The 18,909-nt window shown below is 32.8% G+C and carries 9 protein-coding genes; 2 read left to right on the top strand and 7 right to left on the bottom strand.

Features of this window, described 5'->3' with window-relative positions; all coding sequences use genetic code 11:
- Positions 1-204 precede the first annotated feature (204 nt).
- The 3 genes from CN692_RS00265 to CN692_RS00255 form a co-directional block, all read right to left on the bottom strand.
- A complete protein-coding gene (locus tag CN692_RS00265; protein WP_098117008.1) occupies positions 205-4,338 on the bottom strand; it encodes a S8 family serine peptidase in 4,134 nt (1,377 codons plus the stop codon).
- 389 nt (positions 4,339-4,727) lie between these two features.
- Positions 4,728-8,897, bottom strand: coding sequence for a S8 family serine peptidase (locus CN692_RS00260; protein ID WP_098117007.1), 4,170 nt, complete (start codon positions 8,895-8,897; stop codon positions 4,728-4,730).
- Positions 8,898-9,231: 334 nt separating this feature from the next.
- Positions 9,232-10,488 (bottom strand): helix-turn-helix domain-containing protein, encoded by a 1,257-nt coding sequence (locus CN692_RS00255; RefSeq protein WP_098117006.1) that lies wholly within the window; start codon positions 10,486-10,488, stop codon positions 9,232-9,234.
- Positions 10,489-10,808: 320 nt separating this feature from the next.
- On the opposite strand from CN692_RS00255, the gene CN692_RS00250 reads away from it, so the two are divergent.
- The gene (locus CN692_RS00250) at positions 10,809-11,711 is read left to right on the top strand and encodes a LysR family transcriptional regulator (protein WP_098117005.1); all 903 of its coding nucleotides are present in this window, start codon (positions 10,809-10,811) and stop codon (positions 11,709-11,711) included.
- Between the two features lie 137 nt (positions 11,712-11,848).
- Here CN692_RS00250 and CN692_RS00245 read toward each other — a convergent pair whose 3' ends face one another.
- The 3 genes from CN692_RS00245 to CN692_RS00235 form a co-directional block, all read right to left on the bottom strand.
- Positions 11,849-14,233: a pectate lyase-like adhesive domain-containing protein gene (locus tag CN692_RS00245; protein ID WP_098117004.1), complete on the bottom strand. Its 2,385-nt coding sequence runs from the start codon at positions 14,231-14,233 to the stop codon at positions 11,849-11,851.
- Between the two features lie 19 nt (positions 14,234-14,252).
- On the bottom strand, positions 14,253-15,293 hold the full coding sequence (locus tag CN692_RS00240) for a DUF916 and DUF3324 domain-containing protein (RefSeq protein ID WP_098117003.1): 1,041 nt from the start codon (positions 15,291-15,293) through the stop codon (positions 14,253-14,255).
- A gap of 136 nt (positions 15,294-15,429) precedes the next feature.
- Entirely contained in the window at positions 15,430-16,143 is a 714-nt protein-coding gene (locus CN692_RS00235) for a WxL domain-containing protein (protein WP_098117002.1), read from the bottom strand.
- 226 nt (positions 16,144-16,369) lie between these two features.
- On the opposite strand from CN692_RS00235, the gene CN692_RS00230 reads away from it, so the two are divergent.
- Positions 16,370-17,824, top strand: coding sequence for a BglG family transcription antiterminator (locus tag CN692_RS00230; RefSeq protein ID WP_098117001.1), 1,455 nt, complete (start codon positions 16,370-16,372; stop codon positions 17,822-17,824).
- Between the two features lie 72 nt (positions 17,825-17,896).
- Here CN692_RS00230 and CN692_RS00225 read toward each other — a convergent pair whose 3' ends face one another.
- On the bottom strand, positions 17,897-18,793 hold the full coding sequence (locus CN692_RS00225) for a LysR family transcriptional regulator (protein WP_098117000.1): 897 nt from the start codon (positions 18,791-18,793) through the stop codon (positions 17,897-17,899).
- Positions 18,794-18,909: the final 116 nt, after the last annotated feature.

Raw genomic sequence — 18,909 nt, 5'->3', positions numbered from 1 at the left:
TATCGATATATCAACAAAAACTATAATATATCAACAAAAACTAGCCCTATATCAACAAAGTTCACAACTTTATCAATAAACCTCACATAGTGTTCGCATCGAAGGCTTCCATATAAAATAAAAAGGCCGCCTCAAAAGTACTTTGACTAATGAGACAGCCTTTAGCAACTATTCTATAAATTTCTTACTCTACTCACATCTTGCTTATTGAATACCTAAATCACTCTTAATATCTGCAAGATCTTTACCTTTATATTTCTTCACTGGTTTTGGTGCGTTGTCTACTGCCGGATTTTGCATTAAGAAATTCTTTTCTACATAAGCAAAATCTTTTGCATCAACTGTTCCATCAAAGTTGATATCAGCTGAGCGTTTGTTTGTTCCCCAGTATGTTTGAATTGCTAGTGCGTCATTTATATCGATTACGTTGTCTTTGTTGACATCTCCTGCAGTTGCAATATCAACAGATTCTATTCCAATTGTTTTAGCAATCCCATACATGAATCCATCTAATGTATTGTATACACTGTCAAACTTACCAGATGTTGTAAAGTGACCTGGAATATCTGTGATCACTGTAAACTCATCGCTTGTAACTGGTAATCCAGTCGCTCTAAATTGTCCTCGTGTATTGAGTGTTGCATCGTATGAATTTCCTTTGCTATCTACAATCGTTACTTTTGCGCCAAGTTTTGTAAAGTCTATTGGAAGAAGTGTTCCATCCGCTCTTTGAAATGTTTCTGGATGAATATAGCTAGTCACAGCTGAGATATTTGGCAAAATTGCGATTGGTACCATATAAGTAAATGGATTTGTCACTGTATTGTCTACGCTTGTAAGAGTAGTCGCTACATTGTAGAAACTTGAATTTACAATATCTTTTATTGCTGGAATTTTAAACGTTACATCAACCATTGGGATATCACCAGATACTTCTTTAGATCCATCAAACGTTACATTAACAGCTGATTTAACAGTTGTACTAGTTGGGTTTGTCGTTGTTACGTTTAATTGTCCACCTAGTTCCTTAGCCGCTGGGTTTAATTCAATATTTACGATATTTGTATCTGCTGTATTTGTTGTAAAGCTGTATCCCGCTTGTTTCAGTTTAGCCACATTATTAGCAGTTAGTGTAATTGTATTTGTATCACCTGGGTGAGTAATAAGTCGATTATTTCTTGTTTTTGCTTGTGGTTGACCGTAAACATACGGAGTTCCTTCTTTTGTGAAAATGTATTGCTTATCACCAAATGTATTTGTCGCTTGGTCTCCTCCAAGGAATCTAAATGATAGGAATTGTGTACTTGGATCCATTGCAATTTCATCTTTTACAAATCCATTTTCATCTAATGGCATTGTTCCAGATAACCAAGGGCTATTATAGTAATAAGCGATTGTGTTTTGAGATTGATCTGCTTTTATTCCTGCTGCTTTCATTAGTTCAACTGATTTGTCATTGATCGAAGCAGTAAACGGTACAGAACTTTGGCCTTCCTTATACTCTACAAACGGATTGCCTTCTTTTTCGCCTTCTACATTTACATTAAATTTATTTGGCATTGTATTATCCACTAATAGATCTTGAGAGACTGTATATGATTTACCATCATCATCATATCCAATTAATTTAACTTTGTATAAGCCTTCTTTTGCTAAAACTGGCTTTGTACTAACTGGATTTGTTGGGTCATTTGTAAAAGGATAATATGCTCCTACAGATGCCGCAAATTGATATGGTGTGTTTTCATCATAAGCAACACCATCGAAAGTATTCATAATCCCTAAATCCTGACCTGTCACCGCATCAGTTAATACTACGTCGATTGATCTCATATGTGATTTTAAAGAGAAATTAGTTAGCAAAAATGGATAAAATAATCCGTTATTTAAATTGTTTCGATCAGTTGAGAACGACTGACGAGTAAGATTCATTAATTGGAATCCTTTTTCTACATAATGTATGCCAAATGGAATTCGGTATGTTTCAGCTGGATTGTCTTTGTTTGTATAAACTACATAACCTTCATAAATTCCTTTTTCAGCTGTTTTAGGAATATTTAACGTAATATTTGTTTTCTTTTGGCTAATCCCTTTTAATGTAACAGATGAAGCAGTTTGAATTGTCACTCCATTAGCAGCTGCGTCCTCAGAGCCACGTAAGTTTGATTGGAAATTAACTTTTACATTAAATGTCTTCGTCTTTTCTCCTCTGTTCATTAACGTGATCGTACGGTCAGCTACATTGTCATTTCCATTAAATGTTACATTCCCAAAGCTTAGTGCGCCTGTTTCTTCATTGATTTGTTTTTCTCTTCCGTTAACAATCATTGGTGTTTTTTCTTGAACTTTAATTTCAATCGTTGAATGGATTGCATTATATGGATCTATTCGACCCGCACCTTGTTCAAATACACTGTATGGTTTACTTAAAGAATCTGCAGTATTCATTAAAATCGCTTTAATATCTGCTGGTTGTAAGTTATGGTTAGCTTGTTTTAATAATACTGCAACACCTGTTGTAAATGGAGTGGCCATTGATGTACCTGACATACGCTCATATGCATTTTTATAATCTGTTGGATTATTAGGGTTATTAATAAAACCTGGTACTGTTGATAATACATTCACACCTGGAGCAGTAATTTCTGGTTTGATATCGTAAGTTAACCTCGCTGGCCCTCTTGAACTGAAATCTGCTAATCTATCACCTTGTGTTTTTGCTTCTCCAATATCTGTAAACGTAAAATTAGCTGATCCTGCTTGAAGCTTTTGCTTTAACGCAAGTCCTTCTGCATTTGATAATGAGAAAGTTGGAATGAAGTTAACCCCTTCACCAAAATAAGTTGGGATGAAACCTTCAGTTGGGTTATCATTATACATTAGTACTGCCTTCGCACCTTGAGATTTAGCTACAGCAATTTTAGAATCCATCGTATACGTTCCACGTGCCATTAGGACAATTTTGCCTTTTACATCTTTTCCAGAATATGCTTCTCCTAGGTTTACATCTACTACTGGTAAAGTTTGCCCTTTAAACTTTGTAACATCGTCTCCTTCACCGCTTGCCATTAATTGTAAATTAGCAGTTGCGTCATCGATTGATCCTTTTGCAGCCATTGTAGAAATTGGTACATCACTTGCTCCAACTGTTAATGCTAAAGCTGCTGATCCCGGTGATCCTAATGTATACATCTTATTTCCAGCGTTACCAGCAGCTACTACTGCAGTTACACCATTTAGTACAGCATTATTAATAGCGATGCTTTCTGCAATTAGTGGATCATTATAATTCGCTCCTAATGAAAGGTTCATAACATCCATTCCATCTGCTACTGCTTGATCAATACCTGCGATGATATTGTCAGTTGAACCACTTCCACCTGGCCCTAATACACGGTATACATAAAGATCCGCATCTGGTGCAATACCAGTTGTAGCATCTTCACTTTCATTTTTCCCTTGTCCTACAATCGTTCCAGATACGTGAGTACCATGTTCAGTTACATAATTTCCAGCGCCAGTATCTCCATATGGTTTACCAGCTTTTACATAATCAGCATAAGTTGTTTCCATTGGATCATTGTCGTTATCTACGAAATCATATCCACCTTTAAATGCTCCTTTAATATCAGGATGATTATAATCAACACCTGTATCAAGAACAGCTACTTTTACTCCTTTACCTGTATAACCTTCTTCATGTAATTTATCAATTTGTAGGAAAGAACGTTCATCTGCCATTCCTTTTCCTGTTGATTTTGTAGAAGAATCTTTTCCCTCAACTGGAAGTTCTGATTGTACTTTTACATCACTATATATAGCTTGTACTGCACTTGATTTCATTAATTCATTTAGTTTATTTGCAGGGACTTCTAAAGCTACCCCGTTAAAAGCATGTTTATATTCACGTTTTATTTTATAAGCACCATCAGATTTTGTTTTAAATAATGAACCTAAATCCGATTTAAACTTCGTATGATCTGCATTAGCATTACTTGCTGCTTTTGAATAAGATAAAGCCTGTCCTTTTAATGCTGCTTCTAATACTGCAATTTTTTGCGGCTTTTGTTTAAATGAAACGATTACTGAAACAGTTTCTGAACTGTTTAAATTTACATTCGAGTCTAGAAAAAGCCCTGATTGATCTGTAGTTGAAAGCTTCTGTAAAGCCTCTCTTTGCTGTGGTGTTAATTTCGCCAAAATTGATTCTGCTGTTGAAGCATTTTCAGCTTTTGTTACATTTGAAATGTGGCCTAACGAACCTAAAATAAAACTAGACGATAAAGCAGCTACAGTCAGGCTTTTTGCAATTTTACTTTTACTCGTTCTCTTTAACATACTCTTCCCCCATTGTTGTATAATACGGAAAATGATGTTTTAAAAGCAGAGGAATTATGAATCTAAAAAACTAGCAGTCTTTATATTCGTTCATCGCTCTTCATTATCACTTCCTTAATCTAATTATTGAAAATATTCTAAAAATACTCAATCGGGTTATATGTGGTGGATTCTCTCTATATCTACAGCTTTTTTCTACATATTTCGACACAATTCGTATCAGAAGTTTATAAACTTTCTTATATCTTCATAAGTTTTTCTTATATTTTTTATTGTTTAGATCCGTCAAAAACATAAAAAAATTTCTGGTTGACTCGCATTCAATAAGATTCTCAATTTTTTCCCATAGAAAAAGAGAAGCCAAAATTTAGCTTCTCCTCATTCTATGATTATTGTAATCCTAACTGAGTTAATACATCATCTAATGTAACGCCCTTATAAGCAGTTTTCGCTTTCGGTGCATTCGATACAGTTGGATTCTTCAATCCAAAGTTTTTAACAATGAAATCCATATCTTTTTTATCTACTACTTTATCAAAGTTAAAATCTGCAGTAGCTTTGTTTGTGCCCCAGTAAGTTTGTACTGCTAATGCATCTAGAATATCGATTACATTGTCTTTGTTTACATCACCTGCTGCAGCGGTTGGTAAATTCCACGCTAATCTCTTACCTACCACTTCTCCACGTACTATGTTCGCTAAAACAACTTGTTTGTTCATCGTGAAATGACCTGGTACATCAACTGTTAGCGTATAAGGATTTACGTCAGCTTTTAGGCCTTCAATGATATACTGACCACTCTTATTGAAATTCGGTGCATTAACACTTGTTTTTCCATCATAAGAAGTAACTGTTACTTTTGCACCGATTGCATTTTGATCAATCGCATAAATTGATTGACCTGTTGTTGGATCAATTGTCCCTTCTAATCGTAATGTTCCATCTAATCTTGAATAGGTTGGTTTATATTTAATACTTTCCATATAAGAGTAGACATTATTAGTCACTACATCTGATTGATCAGTCGTAGAGGCTGTCATTGTAGACCAATTGAAAGCAGATCCTCCATAAAGACCATCCGTAAACTTTTTAGCAGTTTTAAGGTCGAAATTAAATAACTGTAAGTCTTCTGGTAATACTTTATCCCCTAAATAAGTAAATGTAAATGTATAGTTCGTATTAGACGGATTTGTTTGAACAGCAGCTACAGAAACTTGCGCATCGCCATATTGCTTTACTGCATCATTTACTACTACATTATCAATTGAAGCAATGTTAGGATCAACTGGTATTGTAATTTTAGATGTTTTTAAGTTTTTAACATTATTTGAACGTACACTATAATTTACCGTATCTCCATTTGATACGATTTGTTTATTTGCCTTTAAATAGTAATAAGGTAAATTGTGATCGACAAAGACAACTCTTAACATATTAAATGCATTTCCAATTGTGTTTCTTGCATAATCCATTCCATAAAACTGAACTTGTAAAGGTGCAGCTTGTTTTTTAACTACAAGTTTATCAGTGTAATTTCCGTTTTTATCTGTATAAATTGGGGCTTTTGGCCATGGACCATTATAGAACGTAACAACTGAATTGTTTGATTGATCAACTGGGAAACCTTGTTTACTTGCTTCCTCAGTTTCAGGATCATTCAAATTAATGTTAAAGTCGTATAAGAATTGTCCATTTGAATCAAATTGACTATCATTATATTCAATTACTTTTTGATCTAATGAATCAAAGCTGGAAGTCATAGTTGGTGCACCTTGATCAAAAATGAAATCAGATGATTTTGTAAATGTTTTACCTTGTTCATTTGATCCTACCAGCTTGATTTTATAGTGTCCTGGCTGTGCAGTTACTTGTTGAAAGGCAATTGGATTCTTTGAGTCGCCAGTAAATGGATAATATGTTCCAGTGAATCCTCTTGTAACATAATAAGTTTGATTTTCATTCAATATAATCGGACTCATTGAACCAATTAATCCTAGGTCTTCACCTGTAGTCGCATCTTGTAAAATCACATCCAGTGTTTTCATGTGCGATTTTAATGAGAATGTAAATGATTCAAAAGGCCATGCATTTTCCGGCCATGCTGTATCAAGTGAAAACATTGGTAAAGCGTCAACTGAATCGATTCCTTCATTTATTACACGTCCACCAAATGGAATTTGATATGTTTCCGTTGGATCCGCCGTATTCGTGAAAGTGATGTAACCTTCATATGTTCCTTTTTCCGCTGTTTTTGGAATGTTTAAATTAAATTTAATTGATTTTTGGCTAATTCCATTTAATTTTACAGATGTTGGGCCTGTTAGCGTTACATTGTTTTTAGCTGCATCTAAAGAACCTCTTAATCCAGTTTGGAATTTCACATCTACGTTGAATGTTTTTGCTTTCTCACTACGGTTTTTTAATGTAACTGTGCGTAAATCAGCGATATCTTGGTCATCAAATCCAAATGAACCAAAGCTCATTCCACCTGTTAATTCTTGAATTGATTGTTGTTTTCCATTAATGATTGTTGGTGTTTTATCAACTACTTCAAGTTCCACATTTGAATGGATTGCTTCATAAGCATCTACTCGGCCGCTACCTTCTTCAAATACACTATAAGCTTTTGATAATGGATCTGCTGTGTTCATTAAGATTGATTTAATATCTTCTGGTTTTAAGTCTTTATTTGATTGCAGTAGCAATGCAGATACACCAGCTACATATGGTGTCGCCATTGAAGTACCTGATAAGCGCTCATACGCATATTTGTAGTCTTCTGGCTTTGATCCATCAACTGTTTTATCGTTTACATAGAATGGTACAGTCGAAAGAATTGACACACCAGGTGCAGTAACTTCTGGTTTGATATCATAGTTCACTCGAGTTGGGCCTCTAGAACTGAATGACGCTAATTCATCAGAAGCTGTTTTTAGTTTTGTATAATCCCCAAATGTAAAGTCAGTTTTCCCAGCTTGAATTGCTGCTAAAATTGTATTACCTTCATCATTTGAAACTGAAAATGCAGGAATCGCGTCAACTGATTCACCAAGGAATGATTGTATTGCACCTTCCGCTTTATTCGTTTCATCGTTATACATTAAAACGCCAGCTGCGCCAGCCGCTTTTGCAGCTTTGATTTTATCAATTAATGCAATCGTTCCACGTTTAATAAATGCGATCTTACCAGTTAAGTCTTTTCCTTTAAAGTCGGCTGCGTTGGCTAAACCTACATCAACAAGCTGATATGTTTTACCTTTTAATGTAGTTAAATCATCTTTATAATTTCTTGCTAATTGTCTTAAAGAATAGTTTTTTCCATCTTGCACACCTGCATATTGATAAATATCAAGTGCAATAGATGACGCTCCTACAGTTAAAGCTAACGCCGCAGCTCCAGGTGCACCAACAGTATACATTTGATCCCCACTATTTCCTGCCGCGATAACAGTAGTCACCCCACTTAAAACTGCGTTGTTTACCGCAATAGAAGTTGCATAAAGTGGGTCATTTAAAGTTGCTCCTAGTGACATATTAATGACATTCATACCGTCTTTCACAGCTCGGTCAATTCCAGCAAGAATCGCATCAGTTGTTCCACTGCCATATGGTCCAAGTACTTTGTAAGAATAAATATCTGATTCTGGTGCAGCACCAACAGTTTTATATTCACTATTGCCTTTACCACGACCACCAATAATTCCAGCTACATGTGTACCGTGCTCAGTATAATATGCACTGCCACTAATAAATTCCGACTGACCTGATTTTTTCCAATCAGCATACGTTGTTTCCATCGGATCATTGTCATTGTTTACGAAATCGTATCCACCTTTATATGCATCTTTCAAATCTGGGTGGTTGTAGTCAATTCCTGTATCTAGAATTCCTATTTTAATTCCTTTTCCAGTAAAGCCTTCCGCATGTAATCGATCTAAAGCATCATAAGGTGTATAGTTGCCAACATTTGATTCATCAGCTTTTAGTTCATCGTTATCCTTTGGAGGATCAATTGTAAATGTTCGGTTACTCCAAACTGCTTTAACAGCTTTTGATTTTAATAGATTTTTTATTTGGTTTGCTGGTAGACTCATCGAAACACCATTAAAGGCATTTTTATATGAACGACTAATCGTATAATCTACTTTTTTAGTTTTACCACTTTCTAGTACTTGACCAACATCTTCAGCAAATGTCTCGTGATCTTGATCGACAAGTTTTGCTGCATCAGATGTAGTTAATGTTTTACCTTCTACACTCGCCTCAATTTGAGCTACTTTAGCAGGTTTATTTGCAAATTCTACAATAACGCTTGCTTGCTCTGAAGAATTTAAGTTAATATCTGAAGAAATTTGAAGACCTGTTTGTTCACTAGTCGAAAGTTGTTCAAGTGCTGCTCTTTGCTCTGAAGTTAGATTCGCTAGTATGTTTTCTACATTACTTGGACTTGCTGCTTTTGTGCTATTGACTACATGACCAAGTGAGCTCAAAATAAAACCCGAAGTTAAAGCTAAAACGGTAAAGCTTTTTAAAAACTTTTTCTCTGTCTTATTCCCCATTTCTCTTCCTCCTAGATCGTTTACAACAAGGTAGATTTCTACATTGAAGTTCAAAAATATTCTTACTTTGACAAATTCTGAAATATTTCCCAAAAAATAAACAAGTAATTTGTCTATTTAGTTAACTTCATTATTGAGAATTTTCACTCTTTTATCAATCGGGTTATAACTCACCTTTATCAAAGGGTTTATTGGATAAAAATAGCGTATTTCGACAAATTTCTCGGCTAATGTTTATAAACATTTCTTATAAATTTTAAAATTTTCTTATAAATATCATTTTCTTTGAACAAAAAAAGTCCATAGACAACGAGTACTCGTTATCTATAGACTTTTAATTCAATACTTGATGCATCAATTTAAAACTTTTGTCTACTTCAATCGCTTTTTCATATTCCTTTTGCTCGACATGGTGATTATATAAAATCTTTCCATATTGCTCAAAAAATGAAGTATTATTTGTTGCAATGATCTGTGGAACGACTACTTCAGCTAAAAATTGATAATATTGACTTAGATTTTTTTTACACTTCAATCCTAATAGTTTATAAAGATTAAAATAGATTTGGCATTGTTTCTTTGCTAATTTCGTACCTGCGTCTATTTTTTCTAAAATATTTTCTTTTTTTAATAACTTTCCATCTAAACAGGCTTCAGTAAAATGATACAAACGTCTTAAATACTTTATTGACGATTTATCAGTTAGTAAAAATGCTTCTTCAAAATAACTAACAGCTTGATCATATTTCCCTTTTTTATAGAACTCTTCTCCCAGGTTATATAAAATATTTATTTTGCTTTCTTGAGCACCTAAAATCACACAATTATGAATTAGATTCTTATAGTTTTCGACTAACTCTAAAAAATCAATATCTCTTTCACTATCGAATTGCATTAGCATCAAGATTTGAGCATTCATAGCATTCACATGATTATATGTTTTATTAAAAAATTGCAGTGCTTTCTCGGCATATGTAAATGCAGATACTTTTGCATTTGCATGGTGATACGCAAAAGCTAAGTGATAGTAATATTCTTCATTATTATATTCCGCTAAGTTAATTTGCTTTAAAAGTTTCACTGCAGTTTGACATTCTTCACATTCAATTGTTCTAAAAGTGCTAATACAATACATTCCTTTAATGTGGAGAAGAAGGTTTTTTTCATAATTTGATAAGGTCGGAAACTCTTTTTCCACGTTTTCAATTATGCTTTTTGCTTCTTTAAACATATTTTTGTGAAGATAATATCTCCCCGTTAAAAGCATATAGTTTGCAGCATGTTTAGAGGCCATAATAAACGGGTTTTGTTCTAATTCCAATTTAATGCCTTCAATTTGTGTTGTCCTTTGCATTATGATTGCCTGATTCCAATCATTCAAGTGCTTTTCAATAAGATATAAAGATTCAATTTCTTTATTAATATCAATTTCTAATTTATTGGCTAATTTGTATATAATTTCAGGAGATAATGTAACTTTTCCACTTTCAAACCTACTAATATACGCTTTACCACAAATACCTTCACCCAATTTAGATTGACTGATCCCTTTTTTCTCTCGATAATACTTGATGATTTCCCCAACTAACATGTTTAGCCTCCCTATTTTAGACAACGATCAAATTGAACAATAAAGCATCGTATATTGAGAAATTTTTCTAAATTTAAGAAAGCGCTTGAAAAATTGAACGATTTAGTTCAACATTAATATTATTTTTATAATTCTCATGTACTTGATTGAAACTTTAGAAGAATACTATTTATTAAAACCAATTCTATAATTGCAAAATGATTAAGTAAATTTACATTTTTTAAAGATAACTTCACGAATTGTGAAGTAAAAAAAGAAACAAAATTTCTATTTCAGAAAAGTTCTTTTCGTTGTATGAAAGGATAAAGGTGGTCAAATTAATGCATTTAGAAAAACTAGAGATTTTAGTGGAAGTGGCTAAAACAGGGTCGATTTCAATCGCTGCAGAAAATCTTCATGTAAGTCAATCCGGTATAAGTCAAGCAATCACTAAAATAGAGGAAGAGCTAGGAATCAAAATCTTCAATCGCTCTAGATTAGGCGCAAGTTTAACAGTAGATGGGGCAAAAATTGTGGGAAAATCACAAGAAATCCTCTTAAAATACACAGAAATAAAAGCAATAGCTCAAAAAAGTTTAGATACCCAAATCAGTGAACTTAGAGTTTCAATGGTGCCAGCATTTGTTAATTACTTATTGACACCATTAGTAGAATTTAAGGATCAACATTTGAATTTACATATAGACATTTTAGAAAGCACTACTGAGCGTACAATTGAAATCGTAAAAAAAAATCAAGTAGATATCGGGATTATCTGTTTTTATGAAGGGATTACAAAAGAGTTAGAGGAGTTTAATTGCGAAGAATTAATAGATGGTAAAATGAAAGCATATGTAAAAAAAGACTCGCCTTTTGCCATTTCAAAAAAGATAACACCAGAAGAATTACTTCAGCAGAAATTTGTTCTGTATAACGGTGATTATATAAGATGGTTTACACATAACTTCCAACGTAACATCGGAGAATTAACGATTTTATTTTCCTCCAATCATACTGAGGAATTATTAAGGGCTATATTAAATGGTAGTGCTATTACATGGGGACCAAGTTTTTCAATAAAAAATCATCCGTATATATTGAATGGCGAACTTGTTGAAGTCGATATCGTAAATTACGAACCTGTACATTCAACTCTTGGCGTAATTACTTCAAAAAAGAAGATTTTATCAAAGGTTGAAAAACAATTTATCAACTTTTTGAGATCTGAACTAACTTCATATTGATAAGAAAAGGCAATATTTCAAAAAAGAAATGAGCCTTTTTTTTATTTTCCTAATATACTTTTTACGTTATTTCACTATACAAATTTCAAAATAAAAAACCACTTTTATAGAGTGGTTGATAAAAAATATAGAGTTTTTTATGGAGCATCTGTAAGAGTCCAATTTATTGTTGTCGTGTAATTCTCTGTATATACATCACTAAAATCTGTTTTAACTAATATCCCTCTATTATCTGTCCAATCCACTTGCATAATTTGATCATCACCAGTAGTTTGTTGGAAAACTAATAACTCATTATTATTTAAAGGAGTTGAAATGCCTAAACGATCGACAAAAACTAAAGCATTTATCATTTTATGATTAGGATTAGACGTAGATGTTAACGGCTCGTTAATCGATGCTCTAATCGTCCATTCGCTACCAGATCCTCTTGAATCAAATACTGACATTCCTAAGCTAGTATCAGTTCTTAAAACATAAGTTTCCGAACTAGTAATTGAAGTCGTCTTAAAATTAATCGTATTTGGGATTTTATCAAATTTTAAAATTGGAATTTCTGGCTTTGTAACTGTTATTTTTGTTGCCGCTTTAAATGTAGCATCATGATAAACCGTATCGATTTCCGGGTTCTTATTATTATTTCTGTCTGTTAAAAAGACTTGTAAAATATCTCCTTCTTCAAGTGGGCTAATTATAGGAATTTCCCACTTGCCATCTTGATCCACTTTTATTTCTTCCAATAATGCTAACTCATGACCATTCAGTGTAGCTGTTACTTTTGCTCCAGGTTCATCACTTAATCCACTTATTTTTTGACTAGTAACAGTAACTGGATTATTGATTGTTACAGGAGTAGGCGGAGTAACGTCTTTTACTGTATTTGAAATTTGAGTTTCTTCGATTGGAACATTTTCTTTAAGAACTACGGCTGTAAATACCGTATCTTCTTTATAAAATTTATCTAAATTAATAACAAACTCACCATTTGAATTCGTTGTAACATTCCATATTTTATCATCTTCATTATTCGAAACTTTCAAGCTAACTTGTCCATCCCCTGCTGTAAGACCAGCCAAAGTAACTTTACCTGATAGCTTCTTATCAGCGTTAGTCAGTTCATTTAATGTAATAACTGGATTCATATTTGTTCCAGAGATTCTAGAAAAAGTTTTACCTTTATAGTTTGTTTGAATAGTAGGATCACTTGCAGATATCGGTATGCCACTTGAATCAGTAGTTAAACTTGCATGATCCCAGCTATATGATGGAGTACTATCTAAGTCCGTTCCTTTTGTCCATGCATTTACTTCTGAATTGATGATTTCAAACGTAGCACCTGTTCCAAGTTGTACTGCATAGCCGTTATTGCTAGATAGATTATTATTATTTCGAATATCGTACAAAGCTGGTTTTGATAATAATAATTTTGACCCTGTGGTTGTTAAATTAATAATCGGTGAAGTACTATTACCAACTGCAAAAAAGTTAGCGCCTTCTTTTACATGAATCAAAATATCTTTAGCTAAATATCGTCTTGCATCAATTCCGATAACATTACTTCCTGTACTTAAGCTTGAGGCTTTAAACGTTGCTCCTTTTTCAATGTTTAATGACGATTTATCTTGATGGAATGCAACTGAAACACCTTGTTTTTCTACATCTAATACTCCACCAGGTTCTATATTAATCGAATCATAATACTGAAAAATCCCTGGATAAGTGGCACCATTAGTTGTACCTCTTAATGTAACAGTAGCACCCTCTTTTACATTAAATTGATGGCTAGTTATTCCTGTTGAACTAACTCCATCTTGAAACCAAATAATTGAATAGTCGTAAAAACTAATAAACCCTTCATATGTTGAGTTAGGCAAAAATGTCATTCCGCCTGTGTAAACATTTTCTGCTCTTGTATAAATTTTATTCGTTCCATCGAATGTAAAGTTACTTCTAGAAGCAGCAGCTAATCGTTCCATTTCCGGATTCGTCGTAATGTTTTTAAAAGAAAGTGACCAAAATTCACTCCTATAATCGTTAAAATATGTTTGAACAAAAGCAAATACTGTTCTATTAACTAAAGTTGCATCTTCAACTGAAAAAGTATACTGTGTTGCATTTGTGATATTTTGAAGACGAATCCAGCTTGTATTTAAATCAATTTTATGATTATTACCATAAATTTTAATATCATGTCCTTGTACTAGGATTTCATAGCCTGCTGGAGCATCTGTAATATCATCCATAATATTTATTTCTGTTATATTTACGTTCCGAATTGCATCTCTAAATTGAGCAAAAGTTGAAACATCGACAGCTGAAGCTCGTGTTTCAGATTGACTTGAAGTATCATTCTCAGAAGATTCATCTGTAGGAGTTTGGGCATCATTTTCTGTTAACTCATTTGAAGTAATGTCAGACGCGTCAATTCCGTTGTCTTCAGCAAGTGTAACTAGACTAAATTGATTAGATAATACAACTGTTATGAAGGAGACTAAAATTAATTTCTTTAGGCAACGGATCATTACTTTCACCCTTTCAAACTCATTCTGGATTTTCCGATTGTACTTTTTCCTTTTTTCTTTTTTTGAAAATAATTAAAGTAATCACTCCAATTAAAAGTAGTACTCCACCTCCGATATAAATCCAATAATTGTTTTGCTTGATTTCAACAGCCTTATTGTTCATTTCCTTTGCTTCTTTGCCAATTGTAAATAATTCATCCCATTCCCAAACTTGAGTTCCAATAATCGCTTTCATCTTTAATCGATAAGTTCCAGGTTCAATGGGGTTATTATTTAAATCAATTGCATAATCGAAATTTGAATTAGGTGCCATACTCATCTCAGCTTTTTTTGAGCTATATAAGATTTTGCTTGAACCTTCTTTATAAATTTTTGCATCAATACTCATATCCTTCACAATTGAGGCTTCACTATTTTGAATAGTCGCAGCAATTGAAGTATGATAATTCACTAATTTAGGTTTAATTTCTAGCAAGTGTAAATTCGGATTAACTTCCTTTGTATTTTCAGTCAATTTAATTCCAACTACATATGCATATTCATTCTTTATTTGAATGCTTTTATCTGCAGAATCTGTTTTTGCTTCTTCTGCTTTTTTCTTAAAGTGTACAGCTCCTACAATAACTCCATTATATTCATCTTTAGGCATTGTAATTGAAAATGAAACTACCTTTGATTTGCCAGATGGAATCACAACTTCTTTATGAGTCTCTTTTACAAGTTCAGTCAATGGATAAATTAAGGTTTTATCTGCTTTATTGCGATCTGATTCAGAATAATCAATAAGACCATTATCATTTGTTGTAGCAAAAGTAATATTCGCTTCGATTGTTTCTTCCTTTTTACTATTATTAAACACTTCGATTTTAAGATCCTGATGTTGTCCTGGAGTCATTTTCAAATCAAAGTAGGATTTCAAATGATCAATTTGATTAGTTGGAATACTAGCTCTTACTGAAAAATCGATATCATTTTCAGCCTTTACAGATAAAGGGATAAACGCAAGAGTTAGTAAAATTGCTGAAAAAATTAACAGTAATTTTTGACGTTTAATATCCATTTTTAATATTCCTCCTTAAAATTAAAGACTTTCTATTATTTGCAGCTCACCTATACTTTTTTAGTAAAATTTACTTATACATAATCCGTTCACTTAATAAAAAGTCTCTACATCTTGTTGTTTGTAAACTTATCTATTATAAACCTGGTGCATCCGTTAATGTCCAAGTAATTGTTGCATCATGACTACCGACTGTTGCTGAACCGGCAGGAATTGTTAAAGTGACATTATCGTTTAAGCTTCCATCATTTTCTTCTGGGCTTGGACCAAGCCACCTCGTCACCCATGTCCCTAAGCCTGTACCAGATTTTGCTGAAACAACTGCTGCTGTTGTGTTTCCATCTGTATTTAAGATGATTGTATTATTTACTTCAGGCGAAGTACCATTGCTTATAGAAACTGTAGAACCGTTTTTAAACGTTATAACTGCTCCTGGTAATGAATCTGTGGTTCCATTAGTAAATTTACTTGCCTTAGCAATTACCGACCATCCATCTCCTGTACCGCGACGGTCTGTTACTTGAATAAATGGCTTTTTAGATTTAGATGAATATTCTTCTGTTCTATTTGAAATTTCATTTGAACCGAATTCAACTGATGAAACATAATCTAATGTTAATGAACCTGCATTTCCTGTAGGAGGATCAGTTGGATCAGTAGGACCCGATGGTACTAAAGGTTCAGTTGGATTTGTAGGATCTACCGGTGTAACTGGACCTGAGCCAGCAACAAATGTTATAGCTGCTTTTGAATTACCTACAGATGGTCCTTCCGCAAAAGTTGAGTGAGCTGCTCCAACTAATGATGTCATTCCAATTACACTAACAAGTGCGATTTTAGTAAATTTCATTATCACTTTACCCCTTAAAATTTATTTTTGTTGTTCAACGATGTCATTATATCGTTGTAGCAAAGTGATTCCCATGATGTTTTTTACCTTTGATTCCGGTAAAAATAATAACTTACTTTCATAAAAAATTCACAGTTATCTCATGAAAAGCTGTTCTTCATTGAATTAAGACAGAGCATTAAAAGCAATAATAAAAATAAAAGCTCAAAGTTTATGAGGAAATGAAATGGATAAATCAACTAAGCGTAAATTACAGATAATTGATATTTTAAGTAAGCAAGATAAGTGGTTTAAAACAGAGGAATTGGCAAGTGAGTTATTATGTACCGAAAAGACAATCCGAAATGATTTACAGACAATTAACTCGAACTTACCGAAAGGATGGCAAATTGAAACAATCAAAGGGAAAGGAATTTATATAAATAAACCAATTTCTTCATCAATTAATCAAATCCGTTCACTTTTTGTAAAAAATTCATTGAAATTTCAAGCTATTATGCTCATTCAATTTAAACAAATTAAAAGTATCGCGGAGCTTGCAAATGCACTATTTACACAGCAACCAGCAGTCTATTCAATACTTGATCGAGTTGAGGAATTATTGGAATCTTATCACTTGAAGTTAAAACGTGGACCGCTTGAAATCGTTGGAAGAGAATTAGAAATTCGACTTTTATGTAGAGATATCCTAAATCCCTTATTTGCTCATTCGAATCAAAATTGGCCACTAGAGGACTTTTCGTATAAAGAGATAGAAGAAATTGTTACTACGACTACAAAAACGCACAAATTATTTTTATATCCTTCAACAACTAGAAGTTTCGTTTATTTACTTGGGACAATGCTATATAGAATTGATAAAGAAGCTAAATTAAATTTAACTGAACAAAATATTACTGAAATTTTAGCCTCTGATTTTTACCAAATTTCTAATGAAATTTGTGAAAAGTTAGAGCATTTATATCGAAAACATATTTCAGTGAATGAACGAGTAGCCTTTACTTTATTAATTTCCACACTACCTTATTATGCTTTTGAAGAAATAGACAAAAACGAATTTCTTTCCTTATACAGAAGTTCTAAAGACACAAATTATAAAAAACTTTATCACTTAGTTGAATTACTAGAAGAAAAAATCGGAATTCCTTTTAATGAAGACGAAGAATTTCTTTATACGCTTCAAGCTCAATATAAAAGATATACAATAATCCATTTAATTGATAAAAAGGAACCATCCTATTCGCTAGATCGTTATGTAATAAAACATTATCCAGAGTTATTCAATCAAGTAAAAGATGCTTTACAAATCTGGACTAAAACATATTCATACCCTGATATGACAAAAGATAAAATTGCTAAACTAACCTTAAATGTACAGTCTTCCATGATAAACTCTGCATTCTCAAAGAAGAGAGTTTTGTTATTAACAAGTAATGGTCCAGGCGCGCATCGTTATATAGAAACGAAATTAAATAAAGCTTTTAGTCATCAAATTGATTTTATTCCACCAAACCATGGTGAATTTGAATCAGAGAAAATTAATGAACTAAACATTGAATTTATTATTTCTGATTTTCTGCTTGAGGGGGAAATTGTCCATCCTGTCATTACCATCGATCCTATCCTTACGGAAAGAGATATTGATCAAATTTCAAATTTCTTAAATTCAAAAATGAAATAAAAAAGGAAAGTCTTATTTGCTATTAAAAAGAACCATCCAATAAGNNCTTATTGGATGGTTCTTTTTTCCATATCATGAATTTAATTCTTCCTTTAATTTCGATATATAATCTTTAATCATCCTTGAACAATGTTTTTTACTCGACATGATCCATACATATTGAAGGTTTACAGCATCGTAATCAATAATATCCAGTAATATCACATCATCGCTCAAATTATAATTAACTCCATTAAATGCAGGAACAAATGACACTCCTAAGTTTTCTTCGATTGCTTTTTTTAAAGTATCAGTATTAGTAGTCGTAAATAACTCATTCATTGCACCAAACTGTTTATAGAAAAGCTTTTTAAACAAATGTATGAATTCTCCATCATAAGTAATCAGTGTTTCGTTTAAAATTTGTTGTGGTGTAACAAATGCCTCTTCTGCAAGTGGGGAATTTTTATTTACCATTAATTTCATTTTTGCTTCAAATAAATTGTGATAAACTAGGCGATCATTATTTTCAAGTAAATGCTTAATAAATGGTAATACACCTATATCACTACGTTCTTCTAAAATGTCTTCAATAATATCTTGTCCTGGCTTTTGAAAAATCTCGATATTGATTTTAGGATAATCATCTCTAATAGAAGAAATTGGTTTTAAAAGCACTGCAAAAAAGCCTGGTGTGGTAGATATTTTCAGCTTACCATTCACGTTATTATTAATGATTTGTGCTTTTTCGATTAGTTCTTGATATTTTATAAATAGTTCTTTTACAGTCGCAACTATTTCTTCTCCTTCGCTCGTAAGAATAGCGCTATTACCGCGAGATCTCTCGAACAATTTTACCCCTAATTTCTTTTCGATACTGACAATCGATTGACTAATAGCGGACTGACTCACATAAAGATTTTGTGAAGCAATCGAGAAGGAACCTGTTTTTGCAACTTCAACAAGGTATTCTAATTTTTCGATATTCATATTCTTCTCCTTCTACTAACGTTATTAGTATACTACAAACGTTTTTTCTATATTTGATATTTTACAAATATAATTAAAAAGACCTGTTCTCAAGCTTCGAGAACAGGCCAACAATT

It is taken from the genome of Bacillus sp. AFS002410 (assembly GCF_002556365.1).
GTDB lineage: Bacteria > Bacillota > Bacilli > Bacillales > Bacillaceae_G > Gottfriedia.
This window is presented reverse-complemented; position numbering and strand designations above follow the sequence as displayed.

Excerpts from the sequence above, each read along its gene's own strand:
- CN692_RS00265 (WP_098117008.1), bottom strand. The coding sequence starts at position 4,338 with ATGTTAAAGAGAACGAGTAAAAGTAAAATTGCAAAAAGCCTGACTGTA.
- CN692_RS00260 (WP_098117007.1), bottom strand. The coding sequence starts at position 8,897 with ATGGGGAATAAGACAGAGAAAAAGTTTTTAAAAAGCTTTACCGTTTTA.
- CN692_RS00255 (WP_098117006.1), bottom strand. The coding sequence starts at position 10,488 with ATGTTAGTTGGGGAAATCATCAAGTATTATCGAGAGAAAAAAGGGATC.
- CN692_RS00250 (WP_098117005.1), top strand. The coding sequence starts at position 10,809 with ATGCATTTAGAAAAACTAGAGATTTTAGTGGAAGTGGCTAAAACAGGG.
- CN692_RS00245 (WP_098117004.1), bottom strand. The coding sequence starts at position 14,233 with ATGATCCGTTGCCTAAAGAAATTAATTTTAGTCTCCTTCATAACAGTT.
- CN692_RS00240 (WP_098117003.1), bottom strand. The coding sequence starts at position 15,293 with ATGGATATTAAACGTCAAAAATTACTGTTAATTTTTTCAGCAATTTTA.
- CN692_RS00235 (WP_098117002.1), bottom strand. The coding sequence starts at position 16,143 with ATGAAATTTACTAAAATCGCACTTGTTAGTGTAATTGGAATGACATCA.
- CN692_RS00230 (WP_098117001.1), top strand. The coding sequence starts at position 16,370 with ATGGATAAATCAACTAAGCGTAAATTACAGATAATTGATATTTTAAGT.
- CN692_RS00225 (WP_098117000.1), bottom strand. The coding sequence starts at position 18,793 with ATGAATATCGAAAAATTAGAATACCTTGTTGAAGTTGCAAAAACAGGT.